We start from the raw sequence: 25,768 nt of genomic DNA on the forward strand, positions 1-25,768 counted from the left end.
CATGACGATCGCGGGTTTCATCGCTTACGCCGGCGCGCTTGCCATCGCCGCATCCATTCCCGGCCCGGGCATCACCGCCCTGGTCGCCCGGGCGCTCGGTTCGGGTTTTCGTCCGGCATTGTTCATGAGCTTCGGGCTGATCCTCGGCGATCTGACCTATCTGACCGCCGTCGTGCTCGGCCTTGCCGTGGTCGCGCAGAGTTTCGGGCTGGTCTTCCTGGTCGTCAAATGGGCCGGTGCGGCCTATCTCGCCTGGCTGGCCTATCGTTTCTGGACGGCCGGCATCGTGGCGGAGACGGTGACCGCAGACGCAGGGCGGGGCGGTCTGACGGCGAGTTTCGTCTCCGGCGTCACGATCACGCTCGGCAATCCCAAGACGATGATCTTTTACCTCGCCATCACGCCGACCGTCATCGATCTCGCCGCGGTTTCGGCGAGCGACTACGCCGTGCTGGCGGGGTTGACGGCGCTGGTGCTGCTCGTCGTGCTGGTGCCCTATCTGGCGCTCGCCGCTCATGCCCGTACGCTGTTCGCGCGCCCGGCCGCCTTGCGGCTTCTCAACCGGACGGCGGCGACCTTCCTCGGCGGGGCCGCCGCGGCGATCGCCATGCGCGGTTGACCGGTCGCACGGTGTTCCGTTTCCAACATCGGGTCTCTGAACGGCCCGATGCAGGCGCTTCGCGCAATGGTTGAAAATCCCGCTTGACGGACCGCGCGGGCGGGCGCACAAGCGAATCCTCTCCGATGACGAATAGAGGATGGTCGCGGGCATGAGCGCGTGGGGCTTCCTGCAATTGTGTGTGTCAACGGCGGTCTTTCTCGCCGCCGCCAGTGTCGCCAAAACCTGGACATTGACGCCGTCGACCGGCCGGCTGGTGCTGACCCTTGCGCTCTACACGCTCGGCAATCTGATCATGCTGCGCCTGATCCGCGATTTCGGCATGGGCGTGGCGCTCAGCCTGTCGGCCGTCATCCAGCTCGTGGCCGTCAATTTCGTCGCCTTCGCCTGGTTCGGCGAGCGCATGAATGCCGTTCAAGGCAGCGGCATCGCCTTCGCCGTCCTTGCCGTGACGCTGGTTTCCCTCGGCCCCTATTTCACCGGCCGCTGACGCATCTTGCGGTTCTGCGGCACGGCGTCGCCGTTTTTCGCGCGATGGCGACCCAATGAGACGATTCTCAACCCGCCGTGGCGCCTGCGCCTGCTGTTTATCCATGCATATTGATGTTTTAAACATCATTATGTATAGAGAAACACTTACCAATGAGGGATAAGAGCAGAGCGTGATCACGGCAGCTCAGATGAAGGCCGCGCGCTCGCTTGCCGGCATCGATCAAAAGACGCTCGCCGAGCGGGCGGGGGTTTCGCTGCCGACCATACAGCGCATGGAGGCCTCCGAGGGGGTGGTGCGCGGGGTCGTCGACACGCTGGTCAAGGTGATCCAGGCGCTGAACGAGGCCGGCGTCGAGCTGATCGGCGATCATCAGCCCAGCGCGGGCGGTGGACGCGGGGTGCGCCTGAAGGAGCCGGGCAGCTAGTGCGCTACGGCGAAGGCAGGTTCCCGGCTTTTGCGACACGGTCCCAGCGGTCGGCGGGCCGATGGTTGCTTGTGCTGCGACGGCTGATGACCGGGCCCCGTCCTGCGCCTCGTCTTGTCCGCATGTGGCGCGGCGGCTTCGCCGTGCCTGAACCGGAGTGATGTAAACGTGCAGTCCTCGATTCCCCACAGCGCCCAGCCGGTCGCGGCCGGGTTTCGCGAGCTCTTCACGCCCAAGCTGATCACGGTTCTGCGCGAGGGATACGGCCTGGCCGGGCTGCGCGCCGACGCTGTTGCCGGCCTGACGGTTGCCATCGTCGCGCTGCCGCTGTCGATGGCGATCGCCATCGCCTCCGGCGTTTCTCCCGAACGCGGCCTGTTCACCGCGATCGTCGGCGGTTTCTTGGTGTCGGCGCTCGGCGGCAGCCGTTTCCAGGTCGGCGGCCCGGCCGGCGCCTTCATCGTTCTGGTGGCCGCCACGGTCGAGCGCCACGGCGTCGACGGGCTGTTGCTGGCGACGCTGATTGCCGGCCTGTTCCTGATCGCGATCGGCTTGTTGCGGCTCGGCACCTACATCAAATTCATCCCCTATCCGGTCACCGTCGGGTTCACCGCCGGCATCGCCGTCATCATTTTCGCCAGCCAGTTGCGCGATCTGTTCGGGCTCGCCCTGCCGGGCAAGGAACCGGGGCCGCTGATCGACAAGCTGCCGGTGCTGTGGGCCGCGGCCGAAACGGTCAGCCCGGCCTCGTTCGCCATCGCCGTCTTGACCGTCGCCGTGATCGCCGGAACCAAGCGTTTGCGGCCCGGCTGGCCCGGCATGCTGATCGCCATCGTTTTGGCGGCTGTGGCGGTGGCCGTGTTCTCCTTGCCGGTCGAGACGGTCGGCGACCGTTTCGGCGACATTCCACGCATGCCGCCGGCGCCGGCGCTGCCTGTCTTCAGTTCCGACAAGCTGGTCGCGGTGCTGCCGGACGCCGCCGCCTTTGCGCTGTTGGGGGCGATCGAATCGCTGTTGTCGGCGGTCGTCGCCGACGGCATGACCGGCCGGCGGCACCGCTCCAATTGCGAACTCGTCGCGCAAGGCGTCGCCAATATCGGCTCGGCCCTGTTCGGCGGTATCTGCGTCACCGGAACGATCGCACGCACGGCCACCAATGTGCGCGCCGGGGCGCACGGTCCGGTCGCGGGCATGCTGCACGCCCTGTTCCTGCTCGCCTTCATGCTGCTTGCCGCGCCGCTCGCGCGCTATATCCCGCTGGCCGCGCTGGCCGGGTTGCTCGCTTTCGTGGCCTGGAACATGGTCGAGCGTCATGCGATCGCGGCCATCGTCCGCACCTCCAGCGGCGACGCGCTGGTCCTCGGCGTGACCTTCCTGCTCGTGGTGTTCCGCGACCTGAGCGAGGGCATTCTCGTCGGTTTCGCGCTCGGCGCGCTCTTGTTCTTGAACCGCATGGCCAAGTCGATCGCGGTCGAGGCGCACATGCCGTTTGTCGAGGACGATGTCGCCGACAGCGTCAATGGCGACCGCGCCGCCTACGACGCCGCCGAGGGCAGTTCGCCCGAGACGGTGGTCTATCGCATTTCGGGGGCTTTCTTCTTCGGCTCGGCCGCGACCGTCGGCGCCGTGCTCGACCGCATCGCCGACCAGCGCCGGAACTTCATCCTCGACTGCTCCGCCGTGCCCGTTGTCGACACGACGGCGGCCAATGTGATTGCCGGCGTTGCACGCAAGGCGCATCGCGCCGGCATCCGCTTCGTCATCGCCGGTGCCGCGCCGCCCGTGCGGCGCATGCTGCAGCGCCAGGGCGCGCGCCGGCCGCATGCCGTGTACGCGGCGAGCCTTAAGGATGCGCGCGCGCTCCTGTCAAACGGCTGAGGCGGGCGACAGCGGCTCCACGGCCGAGCAGGCGGCGAGTTCGAGGCGGAACCGGTCGATCATCCACGCGGTCGCCGGCCCCGGCATGCGCGAGACATGGTGGAGCGCGACCAGGGTGAAGGCGCGTTCGGGATAGGCGTCGATCGAAAGCCGCACCAGACGTCCGGCGTCGAGATCGGCGCGCACTGTCGAAATCGGCAACCCGCCCCAGCCGAGCCCGGCGAGGATCAACGCGTGTTTGACCCCCATATCCGTCATGCGCCAGTTGCGGAACGACAGGACGCCGAAATTTCTGCCGCGCGTGTAATCGGTGGGATCGGTGATGACGAGCTGCGTCTGTTCGCGGACCAGTTCGATCGGCACGGGCGGCGCAGCACGTGCCAGCGGATGGCTTGGAGCCGCGACCGGTACCATCGAGGTCGCTCCGACGCCGACGCGCACCATCTGGGCATCGACGCTGGTTACGGTGCCGCCGGCGATGCCCAGCGTTGCCTCCTGACGCACGATCTGGTCGTGCACCATGCCCAGCGCACCGACATTGAGCCGCACACCGACGGTCGGGAACGTCTCGCCGAAGGCGCCGAGCACGCGGGCAAGCGCCTGGGTTGGCACGGTGGCGTCGACGGCGAGCACGAGTTCGGGCTCCAGCCCGCTCTTCAGACCGCTCGCCCTAGCGCGCATCCCCTCCAGTCCGGTGAGAATGCGCCGCGCATCCTCAAGCAACACCGCGCCCGCTTCCGTCAGGCTTGGCAGACGGGTGCCGGCGCGTTCGAACAGCCTGACCTCGAGCTGCGCTTCCAGATTGGCGATCGCGTAGCTGACCACCGATTGCGAGCGGTTGAGCCGGCGCGCGGCGGCGGAAAAGCCGCCGGTTTCGGCGACGGCCACGAAGACCTCGAGCTGGTCGAGAGTGGGATGGGCTTCCATCTAGGAATCCGATAAGTTTCATGAGTATTTTCGCAGTTTTTTTGATGAGCACAAGGGGCCATCTGGGGAACGAGCAAGGAGCGGCCCAACACCCGCATTCCAGCCGAACCCAAGGAGAGCCTCATGTCCTCGATATTGCTTGTCACCGCCAGCCCGCGCGGCGACCTGTCCCTGTCCAGCCGCGCCGCCAGGACCGTGGCCGATGCGCTGGCGCGCCGGAAGCCTGGCGCGCGCATCGTTCATCGCGACCTCGCCGCCGCGCCGCTGCCGCATATCGATCAGGATTTCGCCGTCGCGGTGAAGACCCCGGCCGAAAAGCTGACCGCCGCGCAGGCCAAACTCCTCGCCGCCTCCGACGCGGCGACCGACGAACTGCTCGCCGCCGATGCCGTCGTGATCGCCACCGGCATGATCAATTTCTCGATCGCCTCGACGCTGAAATCCTGGTTCGACCATGTCGCGCGGGCGCACCGGACCTTCCGCTACACGGCTGAAGGACCGCAGGGGCTTGCCGGCGGCAAGAAGGCCTATGTGGTGATCGCCTCGTCGGGCACCTATACCGATGGCGGCCCGGCCGCCGCGATGGACCATGCCCGACCCTATCTGAAATCGATGCTCGGGTTCTTCGGCATTACCGATATCGAGTTCGTCGACATCGAGGGTGTCGGCCTGGGCTTCGAGCCGGACGCTGTGATTGTCGAACGCGCCCTCGGCAAGGTTTCCGCCGTCGATTTGGCCACCGCCGCCTGACGGGGAGCCCCCGATAGGCGGGCGCCGCCGGCTGAAATCCGGACAGCCGACCTGCCGGACACGCTCGCGGCACCAAAGCCTTCGCCTCGTTCCGACCCGGGCCGCCTTGCCGATCGCAGGGCGGCCCGGTCGCGTTCGGTGGCGCGCGGCCGCTGCCGGGTCAGCCCAAGCCCGCCGCCGGTCTTGCCTGATCCTTGGTGCCCGACGGGTCGGGCGCGCCGTCTTCTGCCGCTTTGGCCGTGTCGCCCGTGAGCCGGGTGTTGAGCCAGCGCAAGCGCTTGTAGTCGAAACCGAACACCAGCGTTGGCTTGACGATTTCGAAATAGGGTGAGAGGTCGAAATCGCGTGGCGTGAACAACGAGTGGTGCCGGATCGACATGATTTCGCGGCGCGAAAAGCGCGACTGCGCCGTCATCTGACCGGGTGCGCGAGTGATGCGCGGCAGGATCGGGTAGCGCACCTGTTGATAGGCCTGGGCGATCAGCGACGAGCAGATCGCGCGCGTCGGCTCACCCGAACCGAAGGCGATCATGCGCCGGCGCCAGCGCACCGGCACCGGCGGCGTTGGGAAGAAATAGCGCAACAGGTCGAAAATGTTCTTGGTGTCGTATTTTAGGCCGATGCGTTCGACCATGAAGGCGACCACCGCGTCGCGATCCTCCGGCGTCAGCCCGCTCGGCCGGCAAATGCGCGTGTTGTAGGTGCGGTATTTCGAAAGCGGCACGGCCACGCAGCCCTCGCCGAGATTGACCTCGATCAGCCGTGCTCGCTCGCCGCCGTCCTCGGGCTCGGGCAAGGCGTCGCCGACATAAAGAGCGGCGTGGCTCCAGGTCGACTGGGTCAGATATTTGACTGCCGCCGAAATGCGCTGGTTGCCCTCCACGAGCAAGATGTCGCCGGCCCTGAGCGTGCGCCTGAGCGTTTCCGGATCGGACGGGGTATAGGGCTCGTAGCCGGAGGATTCGGATCGCAGCCGGTCGGCGAGAAACCGTCCGATCCGGTCGAGCATCGTGTCGGGGGCGTCGCTCATGGGACCTCCTTGCCGGGAATATGGACCGCGCGGCCGCCGAGTTGAAGAACCCCTTGCTCACGCTTTCGGCAAGAGGGGACGGCGCGCCTGATAGCAGGCCCGCCGCGCATGACAAAGAGGTCCGTGTCGTAGGTTGCAATTAATCAATCGATTGATTAAATAGGGATCATGATCCCGCCATCCGATCCGCGCGGCCAGGGCGCCGCTTCGCCCGCCTCCGCCGAACAGACAAGGCTAGCCCTCGTCCACGCAGGCTTGAGGCTGTTCGGCGCCAAGGGATTCGACGGCACGTCGACCCGCGAGATTGCCGCCGCGGCCAAGGCCAATATCGGCTCCATCGCTTACCATTTCGGCGGCAAGGAGGGGTTGCGCGCTGCCTGCGCCGACCATATCGTCGCCACCATCGAGCACATGGCCGCCGAGGCGCTGGATCGGTTCGGTTCCGAACTGGACGACGCGGTGCCGCCGGCGGTCGCGCGCGCGGCCTTCGCCCAGGCACTGGAGCGCATGGTAGGCTTTGTCGTCGCGCGGCCCGAAGCCGGCGAGATCGTCCAATTCGTCCTGCGCGAGCTCGCTCACCCCACCGCCGCGCTCGAGCGTATCTATATCGGCGTGTTCGAGCCGACCCACCGGCGATTGTGCCAGCTCTGGCAGCACGCCACCGGCGAGCCGGCCGAAAGCACCAGCACCAAGATTACCGTCTTCACCCTGATCGGCCAGGTGATCTATTTCCGTATCGGCCGCGTCGCGGTGATGCGACGCATGGGCTGGGCCGAGATCGGCCCGGGCGAGGCCGCCGCCATTTCCGGGATCGTGCGCGCCAATCTCGACGCCATTCTCGCCGCCCGTGGAAAGCCGTCATGATCGGCTTTCTCTGCCAAATTCCTTACGTTGCGCTGTTCTTCTCCGCTTGCGCGGCTCCGCCGCCGCTCGCCGTCGGCTATGTCGAGGGCGAATATGTGCTGCTCGCCCCGATCGAGACGGCGCAGCTGCGCACCGTGCCGGTGCGTCGCGGCGACCGTGTGACGCCGGGTCAGTCCGTTGCGGTTCTGGAGGATGCCGACGCCAAAAGCGCCGTCGCCGAGGCCGGGGCTGCGCTCGCCCGCGCTGAGGCCCAACTCGCCGATCTGAGACAGGGAAAACGCCCGCAGGAAATCGCCGTGCTGGAGGCGGCGGTGCGCTCCGCCGAGGCCCAGCGTGGCGAGGCCGTGCGGGTGCTTATGCGTATCGAGGGTCTTTTTGAGCGCGGCATCGCCACCCAGTCGCGGCTCGACGAAGCCCGCACCGCCGTCGAGGTGGCCGAGGCAGGGCTCAACCAGGCGCAGGCCAATCTCGATGTCGCCCGTCTGCCGGCCCGCGCCGAGGCGATCCGGGCCGCCGAACATGCCGTCAGCCAGGCGCGCGCCATGCTCGTCACCGCGCGCTGGCGGTTGGCCGAACGCACGCTCGCCGCGCCGGCCGCCGGCCGTGTCGACGATATTATCCGTTTCCCCGGCGATCTCGCCGGCCCAGCCGCGCCGGTGATCTCGTTCCTGCCCGACGGCGCGGTTAAGCTGAAGCTCTATCTGCCCGAACCCGCCTTCGCCGTGCTTGCCGTCGGCGACCGGCTTTCGGTCCATTGCGACGGTTGCCCCGACGGGCTGGTGGCGCGCGTCTCCTATGTCTCGCCCGAGCCGGAATTCACGCCGCCGGTGATCTACTCGCTCGAGACCCGCCAGAAGCTTGTCTATCTGGTCGAAGCCCGGCCCGAGGCCGACGCTACGCGGCTCAAGCCCGGCCAGATTGTCGATGTCTCCCTGCCGGTGGCCGGCGACGGGGATTGAGATGAACGCGATCGATGTCCACGGCCTGGTCAAGCGGTTCGGCAACAAGACGGTCGTCGACAATGTCAGCATGCAGGTCGCACCGGGCGAGATCGTCGGTTTCCTCGGCCCCAACGGCTCCGGCAAGACCACCACCATCCGCATCATGTGCGGGCTGTTGACGCCCGATGCTGGCTCCGGGCGCGTGCTCGGCTACAACCTCTTGACCGACAGCCTCAAGATCAAGCGCGAGGTCGGCTACATGACGCAGAAATTCTCATTCTACGAGGATTTGACCATCGCCGAGAACCTCGAATTCGTCGCCCGGCTCTACCGGCTGAAGCCGGTCGCAAACCATGTCGCGGACACGCTTGCCGATCTTGGCATGACCTCGCGCCGCAATCAGCTCGCCGGCACGTTGTCGGGCGGCTGGAAGCAGCGTCTGGCGCTTGCCGCCTGCATCATGCATCAACCGAAGCTGCTTTTGCTCGACGAGCCGACCGCCGGCGTCGATCCCAAGGCCCGACGCGAGTTTTGGGACGAGATCCACCGGCTCGCCCGCGACGGGCTCACCGTGCTCGTCTCCACCCACTATATGGACGAGGCCGAGCGCTGCCACCGCATCGCCTATATCTCCTACGGTCGGATGTTGACGACCGGTTCGGTCGCCGAGGTAGTCGCCAATGCCGGTCTGATCACCTACATCGTCTCCGGCCCCGGCCTTGCCGGCATCGCCGCCGCGCTGGAAAGCCGTGACGGCGTCGAGCAGGTCGCGCCCTTCGGCGCCACGCTGCATGTCGTGGGCTCCGACCGGCAAGAACTCGAGGCGGCGCTTTCCGATATCGCCGCCCGCGACGGCGTTACCGTGGCGCCGGGCGAGACCAGTCTGGAGGACGTCTTCATCCAGTTCATGGCCGGCTCGAAGGACAATATGGCATGAGCTCCGGACCAGCGCCTGCCTGTCGGGATAACGGGGGCCGGCTCTTCGGCGGAGCGGGCCGATGAACCGGTTTTTCTCCTTCGGTCGGCTCGGCGCGCTGTTGGTGAAGGAATTCATCCAGATGCGGCGCGACCGCGTCACCTTCGCCATGATGCTCGGCGTGCCGCTGATGCAGTTGCTGTTGTTCGGCTACGCCATCAACACCGACCCCAAGAGCCTGCCGGCCGCGCTGGTCGCGACCGGCAACGATCATTACACCCGCGCCATCGTCTCCGCGCTTCAGACCACAAACTATTACCGCTTCGACCATGTCGCCGAGAGCGCGGCCGAGGCCGAGCGACTGATGGCGCGCGGTGAGGTCTCCTTCGTCGTCACTATCCCGTCCGATTTCGCCCGCCGGGTCGACCGCGGCGAGGCGCCGCAAATCCTGATCGAGGCCGACGCCACCGACCCGTCGGCTTCCTCCGGCGCGGTCTCGACGCTGTCGACGCTGGCCGCGCGCGCGCTCAACCGCGAGCGTGGCGTCGCACCTGGCGCTGTCGGTGGCCCGGCGCTCGATGTTGTCGTCCACCGCCGCTACAATCCCGAGGGCATCTCGCAATACAATATCGTCCCCGGCCTGCTCGGCGTCATCCTGCAGATGACCATGGTGATGATGACCTCGATCGCGCTGACCCGTGAGATCGAGCGCGGCACGATGGAAAACCTGCTTGCCATGCCGGCCAGTCCGGCCGAGATCATGCTCGGCAAGGTCCTGCCCTATCTGGTCGTCGGCGGGGTGCAGGTCGCGGTCGTTCTGGTCACCGCCAAGCTGCTGTTTTCCGTTCCCTTCGTCGGCTCTTTGCCGCTCTTGCTTGGCGCCATCCTGATCTTCGTGCTGGCGCTGGTGCTGCTCGGCTACACGATCTCCACCATCGCCCGTACCCAGATGCAGGCGCTTCAGCTCGCCTTCTTCTTCTTCCTGCCGTCGATCCTGGTGTCGGGGTTCATGTTTCCCTATCGCGGCATGCCCGGCTGGGCGCAGCTTTTCGGCGAGATCCTGCCGCTGACCCATTTCCTGCGCGTCGTGCGCGCCGTCATGCTGAAGGGCGCCGACCTTGCCGCCATCGGCACCGAGATCGCCTGGCTGATCGGCTTCGTGGCCTTCTTTTCCGCGCTCGCCCTGCTGCGCTTTCGCCGCACGCTGGACTGAGCCTGCCCTGGCGGTTTCACAGGTCAAGCACGCCCGAAAACCCATCGAAGCGGGGAGCGTTCGCAGGTAATCGCCGCTCCCGTCAACGTCGATCGTTCGACGCATTATGGGCCGCCAGGCCGCATTGGTCCGAAAACGTCAGATCCGGCCCCGACTACTTGACTTCGATACGCACTGGATCGCCGTAGAGATCGATCTTGGCTGCTCCGGATTTCGTGGCGTTGAAAACGATGCCCCGTGCCGGCGTCGGACCGCCGCATTTGCGGCTGTAGCGCGTGCCCACACTCCCGTCCGCCCAAGTCCCGATTTCCAGCTCTGGCAACTCGGCCGCCACTGTTTCCCATGCCGGCGGGCTCCCGCCACAAGCGCCACGCGCCCCATGAACAACAATCGATTCGCCGACCTTCAGCGATACCGATTTTCGGTATTCGACATCCGCCGCCTGCACACCTTCCGCCGACACTTCAAACCCGGATTGGAACAGATAGATCGTACCGGCCGCTACGGCCGTCAGCGCAGCAAATGTCATAGCCAATGGCGTCTCCATTCCGAACTTTGAGACATCATCGCCGTGAGCAGAGCGCACGTCAGTCGCGCCGTTTGCGCTTTTTCGGGCCTTTTCATACAGGGTCGTCCAATGCCGCTGCACGTCTTCATGGGCATCAATGCGCAGCACCTTCGTCAGAAGGACAAAATTGCGCTTCTGCGGAAGATTCGAGCCACTCCGCCAGTTGCGCAGGTTCTTCAGCGCAGCTTCAAATGCTTCACCGCTTCGGTTGCCTGAAACCGCGCTCATTTCGCTGGCCAACGCCATATTGTCGAGATGGCCTTGCTGGATGCACACGGCATCGAGCAGGCTATGCCATTCCTGATAGCTGCCCCACGGCTCATTCTTGTCCATACCGTCATCCCTGCTGGTCGAGCGGTTCGTCTTGCTTTAGGACATGTACTTGAAAATACTATATTTTTACGAGAGTTTTTCCGGTCTTTCCTGTTTTGCCGCTATTCTGCGGTGACACGGTTCCACCTGCGTTTCATTCTCCCATCGGCCAACACCGCACAGATGGAAAACAGACTGATGAAGATATTTTCACCTATGCTCGCCGCTGTCATCGGGCTCTCCGTGACGCCTGCACTCTCTGGCCCCTTGCTGGAAAACGGCCAGACGGTGGTTGCTTCATTCACGACCGGAAACTTGAAGGGACAGACCTTCCGACTGCGCTACAACGAGAAGAAGAAGATGTTGAAAGATCGACCCGTTACGCAGCATACGAAAAGCATGGTTTCGATCAAGACACCAGGCGGCTGGTGTAAGTTCGCGTCGTCGGGCAAGGTCCAGTGTCACAATGGCACAGGCACGTGGACGGCGCGTTGATGCGATAATAGTCATATCTTTTCAATTGCACGCATCGCGCGATTTTCTAAATGGATGACTGTACGGGTCGCCGTTCATCTGCGGCGGGCCGTGTTTTCACTTGATGGTGAGCGCGCTACGGCGCTGTTCCCAAACGGGTTACTTTATTCCTATAAAGAGGGTGGCATACAGAAACAAGTCTGATCAGATTGTAGATCTGAAAATACTCTTATAAAGGATGCGGCATAAGTGCGAAAAACGGTACGGAAATAGTCGAAGTAAATTATTTTTGTTATGAGTATATTTTCTTAAGGCGAGCGTTGAAGTGGTAAAGATGTCGCCGTTGCAGCGTGATCGGCTCATCGATCAAAAGTCCCGCCCAGCGCCCGCGCCAGAAGCGCCGGATCGACATTGCCGCCCGACAGCACCACCGCGACAGTCTTGCCGGCAATGTCGAGCCCGGGCGAGGCCAGCGCGGCCAGGCCGACCGCGCCGCCCGGCTCCACCACCAGCTTGAGATGCTCGGCCACCTCCCGCATCGCCGCCAGCGCCGCGTCGTCGTTGACCGTCAGCGCGCCGGCGAGCCGGCCGCGATTGATGGCGAAGGGGATCGCACCGGGCGCGGCGGTCAGGATCGCATCGCAGACCGAAGCGTGGCCGGGCCGGTTGGCGACGATCTCGCCCGCCGCCAGCGAACTGGCCCAGTCGTCGAAATTCTCCGGCTCGACCGCCCAGACCCGCGCCTGCGGCGCCGTCGCCTCCAGCGCCAGCGCGATTCCGGCCGTCAACCCACCGCCGCCGCACGGCACCAGAACCATGTCCAGCCGCGCATTGGCGGCCTTCGCCTGTTCGGCCAGCTCCAGGCCGACTGTGCCCTGGCCGGCGATGATCGCCGGATCGTCGAAGGGCGGCACCAGCACCATGCCCTTGTCGACGAAGGGCCGCACCATGGCCATCCGGTCGTCGCGAAACCGGTCGAAGGCGACGATCTCGGCGCCCAGCGCCTTCACATTGCCGGTCTTGATCGCCGGCGTGTCGGCCGGCATGGCGATCACCGCTCGCATGCCGAAGATTTTTGCTGCCGCGGCCACGCCCTGGGCATGGTTGCCGGACGAAAACGCCACCACGCCGCGCGCCCGTTGCGCCTGGTCGAGCTGCGCGATGCGGTTATAGGCGCCGCGCAGCTTGAACGAACCGGTGCGTTGCAGCGTCTCGGCCTTGACCAGGATGCGCGCGCCATGGCGGGCGTTGAGCGTCGGCGATTCCAAGAGCGGCGTTTCGAGCGCGACGCCATGCAGCCTGGCGCGCGCGGTGCGAATGTCGGCGATGCCCGGCAGGGCGGTGTCGGCTGAATTCATGACGAGACCCTCGTTGACGGCGGACAATCGTCGTTGGTTTTTCTCGCGCCCGCCAGCGCCAATTTGTCACCCGGGCAATCGGCGATTGAAACGCGGATCGCGGCGCGTTAGTTTGGAATCATTCTAAACTGGAACACAGCCCTCATGCTTTCCCGCGTCTTCGGCCTTGGCCGCCGCTCGTTCGACACGCTTTCGGAACAGGAAATCCTGGCGCTCGCCATCTCCTCGGAGGAAGATGACGCCCGCATTTACCGCGCCTATGGCGACGGACTGCGCGAAGAGTTCCCGCAATCGGCGAAAATCTTCGACGAGATGGCCGACGAGGAGGACGGCCACCGCGCTGCGTTGATCGACATGCATCGCAAGCGGTTCGGCGAGCGTATCCCGCTGATCCGGCGCGAGCATGTGCGTGGCTACTACGAGCGCAAGCCCGACTGGCTGGTGCGGCCGCTAGGTGTGGATCATGTGCGCCGAATGGCCGAGGAGATGGAACGTCAGGCGCAGCGTTATTATGCAGAGGCCGCCAAGCGCACCACAGATGCCGCCACCCGCAAGCTGCTCGGCGACCTGGCGGCTGCCGAACAGTCGCACGAGGATCTCGCCCACAAGCTTGGCCTCAAGCACACGCCCGGCGAGGTGCGCGAAGAAGAGCACCAGACCGAGCGGCGCCAGTTCATCCTCACCTATATCCAGCCGGGGCTGGCCGGGCTGATGGATGGTTCGGTCTCGACGTTGGCGCCGATCTTCGCCGCCGCGTTTGCCACCCACGACACCTGGCAGACCTTTCTGGTAGGCCTCGCGGCCTCTGTCGGTGCCGGCATCTCGATGGGCTTCACCGAAGTCGCCTCCGACGACGGGCGGTTGTCGGGCCGCGGCTCGCCGATCAAGCGCGGGCTCGCCACCGGCATCATGACCACGGTCGGTGGCCTCGGCCACGCGCTGCCCTATCTGATCCCGCATTTTTCGACCGCCACCGCGGTCGCCATCGCCATCGTGTTCGTCGAATTGTGGGCGATCGCCTGGATCCAGAATCGTTTCATGGATACGCCGTTCTGGCGCGCCTCGTTCCAGGTCGTGCTCGGCGGCGCGCTGGTGTTTGCCGCCGGCGTTTTGATCGGCAGCGGCTGAGACCGGCCTTGCGGCGTTCAGCCGTCATGCCTGGCGCGGCTGTCAGCCGGGGCTTGGTCGCGTTCGGTCATGCCGTAGTCGCGCACCACGTGCGCGATTCTCAGCCGATAGTCGAAAAAAATGCCGCCGCGCCCGGCCTGCTGCGCCTGGCGGTGTTCCTCGGTTGTACGCCAGGCCGTCACCGCCTCCTCGTCGCGCCAGAATGACAGGGACAGCACCCGCTCGGGATCGGTCAGGCTTTGGAACCGTTCGATCGAGATGAAACCATCGAGCCCGTCGAGCGCCGGCCGCAGCCGGGCGGCGATGTCGAGATAGGTCTCGCGCCGGCCGGGCGCCGGCCGCACCTCGAAGATGACGGCAATCATGGTGCGATCCTTTCGCCATGCGGGCCAGAGGCCAGTTTCAAGAACAGCCGATCCTCCTTCAAAATGAAGCGCTCCTTTCGGGCAAAGGCGTAATTTTCGCGGCCGAGCGGGTCGGCCGCGAGCCGGGCCCTATAAGCCTCATAGGCGGCCAGGCTGTCGACGGCATAGACGCCATAGGCGGTCGTCGCCGATCCCTCGTGCGGGGCGAAATAGCCGATCAGTTCCGCGCCGCAGCGCGGGATCGCCTGGCCCCAGTTGCGCGCGTACTCCTCGAAGGCGGCGCGCTTGTGAGGGTCGATTTCGTAACGGATGAAACAGGTGATGCTCATGGTTGCTCCTCATGTCGGTATTGGCCGAGATCATGCTTCGACGACGATCGAAGCATGGACCGGCGCGATGCGGCTAGGATGACCGGGCGTTAGGCGCGGTAAAGCCAGAACGGCGCGCATTCGCGGCGCATATCCGTCTCGGTCAGGCCGATATCGTCGAGCATGCGTTTATCAAGCCTGGCGAGGTCGAGGCGCTGCAGATGGCGCTGATAACGTCGCCACAGCCGGGTGCCGGCGCGCCGCACGTGATGCATGAAGCTGGCCGGCAGCCAATCTGACAAGGACGGGGCGAGCATGGTGGTGAAAATATGCATGGCGGTCTCCTTTCGATGTCCGGAGACTAGTGCTTGCTCCACGAGAATGCTTCGATTAGTGTCGAACTATGCGTGATGGACCCGACATCGCCCGAATAGCCAGCCTGGTCGGTGATCCGGCCCGCGCCAACATGCTGATGGCGTTGATGGATGGCGGCGCCCTGACGGCCAGCGAACTGGCGGTCGAGGCCGGCGTCAGCTTGCCGACCGCCAGTTCGCACCTGTCGAAACTCATGGACGGCGGCCTGCTCGCGCTCGCCAGCCAGGGCCGTCACCGCTACTACAGTCTTTCGGGCACCCAGATCGCGTCGATGCTGGAATCGATCATGGGCGTCGCCGCCGCCGTCGGTCCGCGGCGCACCCGACCCGGCCCCAAGGACGAGACCATGAGGGTTGCCCGCGTGTGCTACGACCATCTGGCCGGCGAACAGGCCGTCGCCATGCTCGACGGCTTCCTTGCCCGCGACATCCTGGTCGTCGCCGGCGAGATCGTCACGCTCGGCCCGGCTGGGAAGGAGTTCTTTGCCACCGCCGGCATAGATATCGCTGCCCTGAGCGGCCGGCGCCGGCCGCTCTGCCGTTCCTGCCTGGACTGGAGCGTGCGCCGCTCGCATCTCGCCGGAGCGCTCGGTGCGGCGATCCTTGATCATATTATGGATCGCAAATGGGCCCGTCGGCTGCCCGGCAGCCGCGCCGTGCGGTTTACCCCGCCCGGCCGCCTCGCCTTCGAGGGCGTGTTCTTGCCGCCGCGCTGACCGGCCTGCCTGGTGCGATTGCCTGACCTTGGAGCATGGGTCTATTGTCGGATACCGACCCGAAAGGCAGGAGGCGACGATGGCGAGCAGGACGACCGAGGGCGAGGCGATCGATATCGGCTTCGACACCAAGCGCTGCATCCACGCGCGCAATTGCGTGCTCGGCCGTCCCGACGTGTTCGAGCCGAACGCGCCCGGCGGCTGGATCCGTCCGCAACGGGCTAGTGTCGAACGCATCGTCCAGGTGGTCGAAACCTGCCCGTCCGGCGCGCTTACCTACCAGCGCAAGGACGGCGGCGCCCAGGAACAGCCGCCGGCGGTCAATACGATCAGGCTGCGCGAGGACGGACCGCTCGCGCTCCATGCCGACATCAGGCTCGGCGAGGAGGCGACCTTGCGCGCCGTATTGTGCCGGTGCGGCGCCTCGCAACACAAGCCGTTCTGCGACGGCAGCCACGCCAAGGCGGGTTTCCGGGCCACGGGAGAACCGGTCGCCAAGGACAGTGCCGCGCTCGAGGCGCGCGACGGTCCGCTGACAGTGACGCCGCAGCAAAATGGCTGTCTCAAGGTCGAGGGCAATCTGGAGATCGTCTCGGGCACCGGCCGGATGGTCGAACGCACGCAGCGCGCCTTCCTGTGCCGCTGCGGACATTCCGCCAACAAGCCCTGGTGCGACGGCACCCACAAAAAGATCGGCTTCACCGCCTGACGGCTGCCGCACGTCCCGCCGGCTCGATGCCCACGTTCGGCCGCAAAGCGGTGTTGCGCCTGCGCATCACCCGGTGCCGAAAAACATTCCCGTCGCCGGCATTTGTCGATATTCCGCTTTTTGGGCACGATTCGGCCTCTTCGGTGGCCCGATTGCCATGCATCGACCACATGTGTTGACGTCGGCATTCACCAGGAATTCATGACTTGGCGATAGGCTTGCGACTCATTCGGGAGGGACAACCGAAGGGACGGGAGTCTGAACAAAAATGGCGTTCTGGAGTACGATGCTGCGTTGCGCGTCCGCGATCCGCGAATTCCTCGCGCCGCGCTATCGGCCTGAACAGCATTATATGCGCGGGCCGGGGCCGGCTTGCGCGCGCCGTTTTCCCGCAGGCGGAGATGTCGCCCAGCATTGATGGGTTGCGCATTTGCGTTCAGCCGCTAGTTTTCTCCCATAACGACAAAAAATGGGAGAAACACCAATGGGTATGTCCTTCAAATTCGCGTTGTTTCCTGCAATCGCGATGTCGTTCGTGGCCGGCGACGCCTTCGCCGCGACCGAGTGGAACGTCTCGACTTGGGGAAAGCGCCGCGCCTTCACTGAACATCTGCACAAGATCGCCGAACTCGTCGAGCAGAAGACCAACGGCGAGTTCACCATGAACATTTCTTATGGCGGCCTGTCGAAGAACCGCGAGAACCTCGACGGCATCTCCGTCGGCGCCTTCGAGATGGCGCAGTTCTGCGCCGGCTATCATCCCGACAAGAACCCGACCATCACCGTTCTCGAACTGCCCTTCCTCGGGGTAAACACGTTGGAGGAGGAAGTGGCGGTCTCCCATGCCGTCTACGAGCATGCCGCCGCGCAGAAGGATCTGGCGCGCTGGAACGCCAAGCTTTTGATGACCTCCCCCATGCCGCAATACAATGTCGTGGGCACCGGGCCGGCGCCGCACGCGCTGGAGGATTTCCAGGGCAAGCGCATTCGCGCAACCGGGGGCCTCGGCAAGGCGTTTGAGACCGTCGGCGCCACGCCCACTTCCGTCACGGCGACGGAGGCCTACAACGCGATGGAAGCTGGCGTGGTCGATTCAGTCGCCTTTGCCCAGCACGCGCATCTGTCGTTCCGCACCATCGATCTTGCCGACTGGTGGACGGCGAACCTCAATCCCGGCACGGTGAATTGTCCGATCGTCGTCAACACCGATGCTTATGAGGCACTGTCCGACGAACACCGAGCCGCGCTCGATTCCTCGGTCGACGAAGCGATCCAGCACTACCTCGCCAATTACGGCAAGCTCCTGGAAAAATGGGAAACCATCCTGGCCGAGAAGAAAGTCGAAAAAGTCGCCTTCTCGCCCGAGGAGATTGCCAAGTTCGAGGACAAGGCCGCCACGGGCACCCGAGAGCAGTGGATCAAGGACATGGAAGCCCAGGGCATTCCCGGCCAGGAACTCTATGACCTCGTCCAGGCGACGCTGAAGGACATACGCGGCTCCAACTGACACGGCCGCCGCCTCGCGCGCCATGCGCGCGGGGACCGGCCGCTCTCGGGGAGGAGACCCATGTCCGCACAAGCCATCCCGCAAGACGGGTCGCTGCTGTCGCGGCTCGACCTGGCCCTGTTCCGGCTGGAAAAGCTGCTGGCGCTGCTTGCCGGCGTGACCATCCTGGTCGTCATGCTGATTTCGGTCGCCAATATACTCGGCCGCAAGATCGTCAACGTCCCGGTTCCCGGCTTCGTCGACTGGATGGAACAATCGGTCCCGCTGATCGCCTTTCTCGGCATCGCCTATTGCCAGCGTCTGGGCGGCCACATCCGCATGGACATTCTCATCGGCAAGTTGCGCGGTCGCGTGCTCTACGCTGCCGAGTGGATCGGAGTGCTCGCGCTTCTGGCGCTGTCGGCGACGCTGATCTGGGGCTCGTGGCTGCATTTCGATCGCAGCTTCGATATCTCGGCCCCGTTGTGGAGCCGCGATTCCACCATCGATTTGAGCCTGCCCACCTGGCCGGTCAAGCTGGTCGTACCGGTCATGCTGTTCCTGCTGGCGCTCCGGCTCGTCCTGCAATTATGGGCCTATGGGCGCGCCTTCGTTGACAACGCGCAAATCCCGGTCGCCGTGCCGCTCATCGAAACGCCGGCCCAGCAGGCCGAACGCGAGGCCGGCACCGTTTCGGGTCTCGCTGACGACAAGGACGGTGCCGGAAGCGAAGGAACGAGCGCGTGAGCCCGATCGAGGTCTCCATCCTTTTATCGCTATTGCTGATCGTGCTGGTGCTGATCGGCGTGCGGGTCGCCTTCGCGACCGCTCTGATCGGCCTTTTCGGCCTGTTCCTGATCTTCGCCATAGACAAGGGCCAAGGCGTGGAACGCGGTTTCATGACAGCGCTCAAGATCGCCGGCCAGGTGCCGCATTCCAAGATGTCGAGCCACGTTCTATCGCTGATTCCGACCTTCATCCTGATCGGTTATCTCGCCTATTACGCCGGTCTGACACGGGCGCTGTTCGAGGCGGCCAAGCGCTGGGTCGGCTGGCTGCCGGGCGGGCTCGGTGTGTCCACCGTGTTCGCCACCGCCGGTTTCGCCGCCGTCTCCGGCGCCTCGGTCGCAACCTCGGCGGTGTTTGCCCGCATCGCCATTCCCGAAATGCTCAAGCTCGGTTACGACAAGCGTTTCGCCGCCGGCGTGGTGGCGGCCGGCGGCACGCTTGCCTCGCTGATCCCGCCTTCGGCCATCCTCGTGATCTACGCCATCATCACCGAAAGCTCGGTCGGCGCCCTGCTTCTAGCCGGGTTCCTGCCCGGCATGGTCTCGGCGCTGATCTATGGCGCGCTGGTCGTCGGTCTCGCCTCGGTGCGCGACGATCTCGGGCCGCCCGTACGCGGCTTCACCTGGGGCCAGCGCCTGCAGTCGCTGCCCGGCGCATTGCCGATTTTGTTCGTGGTCTTCATCATCATCTTCTGCATCTACGGCGGCTGGGGCACGCCGACCGAGGCCGGCGCGCTCGGCGCCTTCGTCGTTCTGGTGATGGCGTTGTGGCGCGGCATGCGCTGGCAACAGCTCAAGAGTGCGCTTCTGGAATCGGCCAAGCTCACGGCCATGATCTTCACCATGATCTGGGGTGTACTGATCTATGTCCGATATCTGGGTTTCGCCGACCTGCCCGGCACCTTCGCCGACTGGATCGCCGGGCTCGAACAGTCGGCCTTCGTGACCTTGCTGATGATTCTGCTGGCTTATGTGGTGCTGGGCATGTTCATGGACGCGATCGGCATGCTGATCCTTACCCTGCCGATCGCGTTTCCGGCCGTCATCGCGCTCAATGGCGGCGAGGAGGTGACGGCGGCCGCCTCCGCGCTCGGCATGTCGGGCACCGAGGTCGCGATCTGGTTCGGCATCATCGTCGTCAAGATGTGCGAACTGTGCCTGATCACGCCGCCGATCGGGCTCAACTGCTACGTTGTCGCGGGCGTGGCTTCGGAGCGCCACGCGATTTCGGTCCAGGACGTCTTTCGCGGCGCCTCGCCGTTTTTCGTCGCCGACGTGGTCACGGTCGGGGTCCTGATCGCCTTTCCCGACATCGTCCTGTGGCTGCCGCGCCTGCTGCTTGGGTAGGACGGTTCAGCCGCCCAGCCCCTCGAACAGTGCCGTCGACAGATAGCGTTCGGCAAAGGAGGGGATCACCACTACCATCAGCTTGCCGGCGTTTTCCGGGCGTGTGCCGACGGTGATCGCTGCGTCGAGGGCCGCACCCGACGAGATACCGGCCGGCACGCCCTCGAGCCGCGCGAGAAGGCGGGCATGGGCGAAGGCGGCCTCGTTGGACACCGCCAGCACCTCGTCATAGATCGACGTGTCGAGGATTTTCGGCGCGAAGCCGGCGCCGATGCCCTGGATCTTGTGCGGACCCGGCTCGCCGCCGGAAAGCACCGGCGAGGCCTCCGGCTCGACGGCGATCACCTTGAGCGAGGGTTTGCGCTGCTTGAGCACCTGGCCGACGCCGGTGATCGTGCCGCCGGTGCCGATACCGGAAACAAGGATGTCGATGCCGCCCTGCGTGTCGTTCCATATCTCCTCCGCCGTCGTTGTGCGGTGGATCTCGGGATTGGCCGGGTTCTCGAATTGCTGCGGCATCACCGCGCCGTCCGTCTCGGCCACCAGTTCCTCGGCCCGGGCAATCGCGCCCTTCATGCCCTTGGCGCCCTCCGTCAGCACGAGTTCCGCACCGAGAAAGGCCAGCATGCGCCGGCGCTCCACCGACATTGTTTCCGGCATGGTCAGGATCAGCCGGTAGCCCTTGGACGCCGCCGCGAAGGCGAGCGCGATGCCGGTATTGCCGGAGGTCGGCTCAACCAGCGTGGTCTTTCCCGGCGCGATGCGGCCGTCTTCTTCCATCGCCTCGATCATCGCGACGCCGATGCGGTCCTTGACGCTGGCGAGCGGGTTGAAGAATTCCAGCTTGCCGACGAGCTGGGCGACGATGTCGGTCTCCCTGGCGAACCTGTCGAGGCGCACCAACGGTGTGTCGCCGATCGTCTCGGTAATCGAGCCGTAAATACGGCCGCGTCCGGGTTTCCTGCCGTCGGTGCTCATGGTCAACCTCATGCCTCTTCGGGGATCTGCAGTTTGTGCCCGCAGGACTTGCAGAACACGGCGTCGGGATCGTGGCGCTGCAGCGCGCATTCGGGACAGGGATAGAAGACCTTGCTCGGCCGGAAGATCGACTGCGCCAGCTTCACGAACAGCGAGATGCCGATGATCATCGTCACGATTGCGGTCAGCTTGCCCCAGACGCCCGGCAGCACGATGTCGCCGAAGCCTGTCGTCGTCACCGTCGCCACCGTGAAATAGAACGCATCGACATAACCCTCGATCCCGCTGCCGTTGCGAAAGAAGCTCGCATAGACGAATCCGGTCACCACGAACAGGAAGGTCATCAGGTTGACGATCGCCTGCATCGTCTCGCGCCATTCGCCGCGGCCGCGCCGTTCGAGCGGCCGCCAGATGAAGCCGCTTCGCGACAGCGACCACAGCCTAAGCACGCGCAGGAAGCCGAGATTGGCAAACGTGTAGGGAAAAAGCAGCGTTACCAGGATGAAGATGTCGACCCACACTGTCGGCTGCCTTATCCAGCGCAGCACGTTGGAGGCGGCAAGCCCGCGCGCCAGGGTGTCGGCGATCAGGAAGCCGGCGATGGTATAGTCGACCCACAGAAATGCCGGCCCCTCGCGCAGCACCGGCGAGGCGACGAAGAACGCGATCACAGAGAGATCGAGCACGATCACGGCGAACTGAAAACGCAGCGCCGTCGGCGTGCGCCCGTGATAGAGACGCCGCAACGTCCCGCGCAGCCTGTCGAGCCGGCTTTCCTCGGTCGTGTTGGCGGCGCTGTCGCTATCCATCCGCACCGAGATAGTCGGCCATGCCGGTCCCGTCCAGTCCTGCGCCGTCATCGCCGCCGCCGGCATGCCTGCCCTGCGTAAATCACCCGTTGTCACGCGCAGCGAATCGGTGCTAGGTCTGCACCACACGACAGGGGTGCTCCGTATCGCCGGGGCTGAGATTGAAGGTGCGAAACCTTCTGACCCTCAAGCTGATCTGGGTAATGCCAGCGGAGCGAGGCAAGCATGTTTTCCGGCGCGCAGATTTCCATCTATCCCATGTCCGACGATTTCGTCGGCGTCATTCTCGGTGCCCTTTCGGCGCTCGATCCCTATCGCGACCGGCTCAGGTTGGAGACCGACGACATCTCCACCTTGATGGTCGGGCCGCCCGAATTGCTGTTCCCGGCCATGCGCGACCTGTTCGTGGCCGCGTCCCGCGGCGGGGTCCATTGCGTGCTGTCGGCTGCCGTCTCGCGCGGCTGCCCCGGCGAGCCCGACGACCCGGCCTGTGCGCCGCGCGACGGGCTTGGCGGCGACGACCGGCCGCTTGCCGAGCGCATCGAGACCGCCCGCCAGGCGGTGATGCGGGCCGACCATGCCGGCTGTCCGGTCGCGGCGCAGTTTTCGCTCTACCCGCTCGGCGCCGGCCACCACATGGACGAGATCTATGGCTGCATCGATTTTGTGAAGGCGTCGGGCGTGTTCGAGCGTTCGAAGAATTTCTGCACCAAGCTGCGCGGTGATGCCGGTCCGGTCTTCGCCGCGATCGAGGAAGCCTTTTTGCGCTTCGGTGCCGCCGACGGCCACGTCGCACTCGACCTGACCGTATCGGCCAACAGCCCGACCGCGGTCTGAGCCTTCTTTGCGCCGCGACGGCAGCGGCGCGCCATCCCGAAAGGACATGCCATGACTTCCCCACGCTGGACCCAGCGCGAAATTCTGATCCTTGCCGTGATCGGCGCCGTCTTCGCCGTGCTCTATCTGGGCTGGGTGCAGGTCTGGCTGATTTCGCAGGCGGTTTTCGGCCCGGTGACGATGGATATCGCGATGGGTTTCTGGTTCATCGCCTCCATCGTCGCCGCCGCGATCATCCGCAAGCCCGGCGCGGCCTTCCTGGCCGAGGTGCTGGCCGCCGCGATCGAGCTTCTGCTCGGCAGCCCTGCCGGACTGATGCTGGTGGTGTCGGCCGCGATCCAGGGCGCGGGCGCGGAAGCCGTGTTCGCGGCCACGCGCTGGCGCAGCTACTCTCTTCCTGTCCTGATGGCGGCCGGCGTCGGCGCCGCGCTCGCCTCCTTCGCCTATACCTGGGTCCGTTTCGACTACGGCGCGCTCGAGCCCGGCCTGCTGGTGGCCATGTTCGTGCTGCGCTGCCTGTCCGGCGCCCTGCTTGGCGGCCTGCTCGGCCATGTCGTCGTCGAGGCGCTCTATCGCACCGGCGTGCTCTCCGGCCTGAAGATCGACCATGACCGTCGCGCTGCCGCAGCCTGACGCCACGCCGGCGCTGGCGCGTGAACACTCGCCGGTGCTCGCCTTCGAGGGCTTTGAAGCGCGGTATCCCTTCGCGACGGCCGCCGCTGTAGGTCCGGTAGACCTTGCAATGCGCGCCGGTGAGCGGGTCCTGCTGCTCGGCCCGTCGGGTTCGGGCAAGTCGACCCTGCTGCTGGCGCTCACCGGCTTGGTGCCGCAGGCCGTGCCGGCGCAGACGCAGGGCGGGGTTCGGCTTTTCGGTGTCTCGGTCGCCGGGTGCCGCCCCTCGGACTGGGCCGGTCGGGTCGGACAGTTCTTCCAGGATGCCGACCAGACCTTGTGCGGCATGCGGGTGGAAGACGAAATCGCCTTCGCGCTCGAAAATCTCGCCTGGCCCGAACCGCAAATCCACGCGGCGGTGAAAAAGGCGCTCGCCGCCGTCGGCCTGCCGGAAACGGTCCGCCGGCGCCGCACCGCCACGCTTTCGGGCGGCGAAAAGCAGCTCGTCGCGCTCGCCGCCACCATCGCCGTGGAGCCGCAATTGCTGGTTGCCGACGAGCCGACGGCCAGCCTGTCGCCGAGCTCGTCGCGCCGGTTCCGCGACCTTCTGTCCAACTGGCCGCTGGAAGGCACGGCACTGATCGTTGATCACCGTCTCGACGGGCTGGTCGACGTCGTCGATCGTGTGATCGTGCTTGGCGATGACGGTCTGGTGCTCGCCGACGGCCCGCCGCGCGTCGTTTTCCGCCGTCAGCGCGCCGCCCTCGACGCGCGCGGCATCTGGACGCCGCTCGCCGCCGCCCTCGACCACGAACTCGACGCTGTCGACCTTGCCGCCCAAACAATGCCGCTCACCGTCGAAGAGGCGTTGGACGAGCTCGATGCGCGCGGCTTGGACGGTAAGGAGAGCGGCAGGGCGCGAGCGGCACTTACCGCTTTCGTCGACCGCCACGCGCCGCCGCCGGCCCGCGCGGCCAGCGATGCGCCACTTGTGGTACGCCTCGAAGCTGCCGCCTGCGCGCCGTTTCTGGGTCCCGTGGTTTTGTCGGAGGTTGACCTCGACATGCGCGCGGGCGAAGTGGTCGGCCTGCTGGGCGCCAACGGCGCCGGCAAATCGACCCTTGGTTTCGCCCTTGCCGGCCTGCTGCGACTGAAGGCGGGGCGGCGCGTCGGCGCCATGGGCTCTGTCTCTTTCCAGAATCCCGAGGCACAGTTTTCGGCCGGTTCGATCGCCGCCGAAATCGAGGCGGCGCTAGCCAGCGCGGACGATGCCGCCAGTCTGCCTGGACAGGCGGCCCGCATCCTGCGCGACTGGGATCTGGAGCGCCTGGCCTCGCGTCACCCCTTCGAGCTCTCGCAGGGCGAAAAGCGCCGCCTGGCGCTCGCTTGTTTGGCTGCCGACGAACGAGCGCGACTGGTGGTGCTGGACGAGCCGCTCGCCGGGCTCGACCGGCGCGGCGCGGCGATGGTGGAGGAGGCCGTTGCCGGTTATGTGCGGGCCGGGCGCGCCGTGGCGATCGTCACCCACGACATGGATTTCGCGCTTCGCATGTGCCCGCGTTGCCTGATCCTCGGCCAGGGCCGCGTGCTCGCAGACGGTCCCACCGTCACGCTGATGCGCGACCGGCCGCTCATGGAACTTGCCAAGCTGGAACCGCCGCGGATAGTGCCGGCGCTGGACTGGCTCGAAAGGCACGCATGATGTTGTCCTGGCTGCACCCGCTGCCCAAGCTCCTGGTCGCGCTGGCGTTTCTGCTGGCCTCGATCCTCGTCTTCGATCTCGTCTTCCAGATTGCGCTCAGCCTCGGCATCATCCTTGTGCTGATCGTTTTCGAGCGGGTGCCCGTCTGGAAAGTGCTACTGTTGTGCGTGCCTTTCGCGCTCTTCGGCTTCGGTTTCCTGACCACCAGCCTGCTGTTCCGCCAGGAGGCCGGCGTCGCGCTCGACGCCAGTGGGCAATCGCTCTGGCACGCGTTGCCGTTTTCGGCCGGCCTGACCCTGTTTTTCCGTGCCGTTGCCGGCGGTCTGGTCTCGATGGCCTTTGCGTTGACCACCGATCCCGGACAATTGGTGCGTGCGCTGATGGCTCGGCGCCTGATGCCGCCGCGCTTCGCCTACGCGCTGTTTTCCGCGCTCGAGCTGGTGCCGGACCTTGCAGGCGCCGCCAACGAAATCCGGCTGGCGCGCGCTATGCGCACCGGCCGCCCGCCGCGCCGCATCCCCGGACCGGTCGAGATCGGCGCGCTGGTGGTTCCGCTGCTCGCCTTCGCCGTGCGCCGGGCCGGGCGTGCGGCGATCGCCATGGAGGCGCGTGGCCTTGCCGCCGGCGGCGCGCGCACCATCATCAACCTGCCACGGTTTTCCTGGCGCGACGCTATCTTCGTTGGCATGGCGGGCCTGCTTCTTGCTATGCTGATCGCCGGCGCCCGGACGGGCTGGGGCGTGCCGGTCTCCGCAGGCGCAGGCTGATCGGCCGCGACAACGCGCCCCATGCGCGTTTCGGTCACTTTGACCCTTTTCCCGCGCTGCCTATGTTCGGCGTCG

The 25,768-nt window shown here is 65.7% G+C and carries 29 protein-coding genes; 20 read left to right on the forward strand and 9 right to left on the reverse strand.

Going from position 1 to position 25,768, the window contains the following annotated elements; translation table 11 throughout:
• Position 1: 1 nt before the first annotated feature.
• The 4 genes from GN330_RS12875 to GN330_RS12890 all read left to right on the forward strand — a co-directional run bounded on the left by GN330_RS12875 (position 2) and on the right by GN330_RS12890 (position 3,414).
• The gene (locus GN330_RS12875) at positions 2-619 is read left to right on the forward strand and encodes a LysE family translocator (RefSeq protein ID WP_156713108.1); all 618 of its coding nucleotides are present in this window, start codon (positions 2-4) and stop codon (positions 617-619) included.
• A gap of 151 nt (positions 620-770) precedes the next feature.
• Positions 771-1,109 carry a hypothetical protein gene (locus tag GN330_RS12880; RefSeq protein WP_156713109.1) on the forward strand — a complete coding sequence of 113 codons (339 nt, stop codon included), beginning with the start codon at positions 771-773 and terminating at the stop codon, positions 1,107-1,109.
• 172 nt (positions 1,110-1,281) lie between these two features.
• Positions 1,282-1,536 (forward strand): helix-turn-helix domain-containing protein, encoded by a 255-nt coding sequence (locus GN330_RS12885; protein ID WP_343040639.1) that lies wholly within the window; start codon positions 1,282-1,284, stop codon positions 1,534-1,536.
• Positions 1,537-1,704: 168 nt separating this feature from the next.
• Entirely contained in the window at positions 1,705-3,414 is a 1,710-nt protein-coding gene (locus tag GN330_RS12890) for a SulP family inorganic anion transporter (protein WP_343040641.1), read from the forward strand.
• Here GN330_RS12890 and GN330_RS12895 read toward each other — a convergent pair.
• Positions 3,403-4,341, reverse strand: coding sequence for a LysR family transcriptional regulator (locus tag GN330_RS12895; RefSeq protein WP_156713110.1), 939 nt, complete (start codon positions 4,339-4,341; stop codon positions 3,403-3,405). The genes GN330_RS12890 and GN330_RS12895 overlap by 12 nt on opposite strands.
• Before the next feature lie 123 nt (positions 4,342-4,464).
• Here GN330_RS12895 and GN330_RS12900 point away from each other — a divergent pair, with 123 nt between their 5' ends.
• On the forward strand, positions 4,465-5,091 hold the full coding sequence (locus GN330_RS12900; protein WP_156713111.1) for an FMN-dependent NADH-azoreductase: 627 nt from the start codon (positions 4,465-4,467) through the stop codon (positions 5,089-5,091).
• Positions 5,092-5,251: 160 nt separating this feature from the next.
• Here the strand turns inward: GN330_RS12900 and GN330_RS12905 are convergent, their stop codons facing one another.
• Entirely contained in the window at positions 5,252-6,121 is an 870-nt protein-coding gene (locus tag GN330_RS12905; protein ID WP_156713112.1) for a C40 family peptidase, read from the reverse strand.
• 168 nt (positions 6,122-6,289) lie between these two features.
• Here GN330_RS12905 and GN330_RS12910 point away from each other — a divergent pair, with 168 nt between their 5' ends.
• The 4 genes from GN330_RS12910 (at position 6,290) to GN330_RS12925 (ending at position 10,055) form a co-directional block, all read left to right on the forward strand.
• Positions 6,290-6,985 (forward strand): CerR family C-terminal domain-containing protein, encoded by a 696-nt coding sequence (locus tag GN330_RS12910; protein WP_156713113.1) that lies wholly within the window; start codon positions 6,290-6,292, stop codon positions 6,983-6,985.
• Positions 6,985-7,944, forward strand: a complete 960-nt coding sequence (locus tag GN330_RS12915; protein WP_343040774.1) for an HlyD family secretion protein — start codon at positions 6,985-6,987, stop codon at positions 7,942-7,944. The genes GN330_RS12910 and GN330_RS12915 overlap by 1 nt, the downstream gene beginning before the upstream one ends.
• A 1-nt stretch (position 7,945) precedes the next feature.
• The gene (locus GN330_RS12920; protein WP_156713115.1) at positions 7,946-8,863 is read left to right on the forward strand and encodes an ABC transporter ATP-binding protein; all 918 of its coding nucleotides are present in this window, start codon (positions 7,946-7,948) and stop codon (positions 8,861-8,863) included.
• A gap of 61 nt (positions 8,864-8,924) precedes the next feature.
• Entirely contained in the window at positions 8,925-10,055 is a 1,131-nt protein-coding gene (locus tag GN330_RS12925) for an ABC transporter permease (RefSeq protein WP_156713116.1), read from the forward strand.
• Between the two features lie 154 nt (positions 10,056-10,209).
• On the opposite strand, the gene GN330_RS12930 is transcribed toward GN330_RS12925, so the two are convergent.
• Positions 10,210-10,956 carry a hypothetical protein gene (locus GN330_RS12930; RefSeq protein ID WP_156713117.1) on the reverse strand — a complete coding sequence of 249 codons (747 nt, stop codon included), beginning with the start codon at positions 10,954-10,956 and terminating at the stop codon, positions 10,210-10,212.
• Positions 10,957-11,133: 177 nt separating this feature from the next.
• Between GN330_RS12930 and GN330_RS12935 the strand changes: the two genes are divergently transcribed.
• Entirely contained in the window at positions 11,134-11,430 is a 297-nt protein-coding gene (locus GN330_RS12935; RefSeq protein WP_156713118.1) for a hypothetical protein, read from the forward strand.
• 338 nt (positions 11,431-11,768) lie between these two features.
• Here the strand turns inward: GN330_RS12935 and GN330_RS12940 are convergent, their stop codons facing one another.
• Positions 11,769-12,767 (reverse strand): threonine ammonia-lyase, encoded by a 999-nt coding sequence (locus tag GN330_RS12940; protein WP_156713119.1) that lies wholly within the window; start codon positions 12,765-12,767, stop codon positions 11,769-11,771.
• Between the two features lie 144 nt (positions 12,768-12,911).
• Here GN330_RS12940 and mbfA point away from each other — a divergent pair, with 144 nt between their 5' ends.
• The gene (mbfA, locus tag GN330_RS12945) at positions 12,912-13,895 is read left to right on the forward strand and encodes an iron exporter MbfA (RefSeq protein WP_156713120.1); all 984 of its coding nucleotides are present in this window, start codon (positions 12,912-12,914) and stop codon (positions 13,893-13,895) included.
• A gap of 17 nt (positions 13,896-13,912) precedes the next feature.
• Here mbfA and GN330_RS12950 read toward each other — a convergent pair whose 3' ends face one another.
• The 3 genes from GN330_RS12950 to GN330_RS12960 form a co-directional block, all read right to left on the reverse strand.
• Positions 13,913-14,260 (reverse strand): antibiotic biosynthesis monooxygenase family protein, encoded by a 348-nt coding sequence (locus tag GN330_RS12950; RefSeq protein ID WP_156713121.1) that lies wholly within the window; start codon positions 14,258-14,260, stop codon positions 13,913-13,915.
• Positions 14,257-14,589: an NIPSNAP family protein gene (locus GN330_RS12955; RefSeq protein WP_156713122.1), complete on the reverse strand. Its 333-nt coding sequence runs from the start codon at positions 14,587-14,589 to the stop codon at positions 14,257-14,259. Before GN330_RS12955 ends, GN330_RS12950 begins: the two co-directional genes overlap by 4 nt.
• Before the next feature lie 89 nt (positions 14,590-14,678).
• On the reverse strand, positions 14,679-14,903 hold the full coding sequence (locus GN330_RS12960; RefSeq protein WP_246188677.1) for a YjiS-like domain-containing protein: 225 nt from the start codon (positions 14,901-14,903) through the stop codon (positions 14,679-14,681).
• A 68-nt stretch (positions 14,904-14,971) separates the two neighbouring features.
• Here GN330_RS12960 and GN330_RS12965 point away from each other — a divergent pair, with 68 nt between their 5' ends.
• The 5 genes from GN330_RS12965 to GN330_RS12985 all read left to right on the forward strand — a co-directional run bounded on the left by GN330_RS12965 (position 14,972) and on the right by GN330_RS12985 (position 19,988).
• On the forward strand, positions 14,972-15,658 hold the full coding sequence (locus tag GN330_RS12965; RefSeq protein WP_156713123.1) for an ArsR/SmtB family transcription factor: 687 nt from the start codon (positions 14,972-14,974) through the stop codon (positions 15,656-15,658).
• 79 nt (positions 15,659-15,737) lie between these two features.
• A complete protein-coding gene (locus tag GN330_RS12970; RefSeq protein WP_156713124.1) occupies positions 15,738-16,367 on the forward strand; it encodes a CDGSH iron-sulfur domain-containing protein in 630 nt (209 codons plus the stop codon).
• Between the two features lie 484 nt (positions 16,368-16,851).
• Positions 16,852-17,874, forward strand: coding sequence for a C4-dicarboxylate TRAP transporter substrate-binding protein (locus GN330_RS12975; protein WP_246188678.1), 1,023 nt, complete (start codon positions 16,852-16,854; stop codon positions 17,872-17,874).
• A 60-nt stretch (positions 17,875-17,934) separates the two neighbouring features.
• Positions 17,935-18,600, forward strand: a complete 666-nt coding sequence (locus GN330_RS12980) for a TRAP transporter small permease subunit (RefSeq protein ID WP_156713125.1) — start codon at positions 17,935-17,937, stop codon at positions 18,598-18,600.
• Positions 18,597-19,988: a TRAP transporter large permease gene (locus tag GN330_RS12985; protein ID WP_343040643.1), complete on the forward strand. Its 1,392-nt coding sequence runs from the start codon at positions 18,597-18,599 to the stop codon at positions 19,986-19,988. Before GN330_RS12980 ends, GN330_RS12985 begins: the two co-directional genes overlap by 4 nt.
• Positions 19,989-19,994: 6 nt before the next feature.
• On the opposite strand, the gene cysK is transcribed toward GN330_RS12985, so the two are convergent.
• Together cysK and GN330_RS12995 are read right to left on the reverse strand one after the other, a co-directional pair.
• The gene (gene cysK / locus GN330_RS12990; RefSeq protein WP_425487165.1) at positions 19,995-20,966 is read right to left on the reverse strand and encodes a cysteine synthase A; all 972 of its coding nucleotides are present in this window, start codon (positions 20,964-20,966) and stop codon (positions 19,995-19,997) included.
• A gap of 8 nt (positions 20,967-20,974) precedes the next feature.
• Positions 20,975-21,775 (reverse strand): potassium channel family protein, encoded by an 801-nt coding sequence (locus GN330_RS12995; protein WP_156713743.1) that lies wholly within the window; start codon positions 21,773-21,775, stop codon positions 20,975-20,977.
• Between the two features lie 225 nt (positions 21,776-22,000).
• Here GN330_RS12995 and GN330_RS13000 point away from each other — a divergent pair, with 225 nt between their 5' ends.
• Genes GN330_RS13000 through GN330_RS13015 form a run of 4 tightly spaced genes read left to right on the forward strand, consistent with a single transcriptional unit; the run spans position 22,001 to position 25,693 of the window.
• Complete coding sequence (locus GN330_RS13000) at positions 22,001-22,612, forward strand: YkoF family thiamine/hydroxymethylpyrimidine-binding protein (protein WP_156713127.1); 612 nt, start codon at positions 22,001-22,003, stop codon at positions 22,610-22,612.
• A 51-nt stretch (positions 22,613-22,663) separates the two neighbouring features.
• On the forward strand, positions 22,664-23,245 hold the full coding sequence (locus tag GN330_RS13005; protein WP_156713128.1) for an ECF transporter S component: 582 nt from the start codon (positions 22,664-22,666) through the stop codon (positions 23,243-23,245).
• A complete protein-coding gene (locus tag GN330_RS13010; protein WP_156713129.1) occupies positions 23,220-24,926 on the forward strand; it encodes an ABC transporter ATP-binding protein in 1,707 nt (568 codons plus the stop codon). The genes GN330_RS13005 and GN330_RS13010 overlap by 26 nt, the downstream gene beginning before the upstream one ends.
• Complete coding sequence (locus GN330_RS13015) at positions 24,923-25,693, forward strand: energy-coupling factor transporter transmembrane component T family protein (RefSeq protein WP_246188679.1); 771 nt, start codon at positions 24,923-24,925, stop codon at positions 25,691-25,693. Before GN330_RS13010 ends, GN330_RS13015 begins: the two co-directional genes overlap by 4 nt.
• Positions 25,694-25,768 lie beyond the last annotated feature (75 nt).

It is taken from the genome of Nitratireductor arenosus, assembly GCF_009742725.1.
GTDB lineage: Bacteria > Pseudomonadota > Alphaproteobacteria > Rhizobiales > Rhizobiaceae > Mangrovimarina > Mangrovimarina arenosa.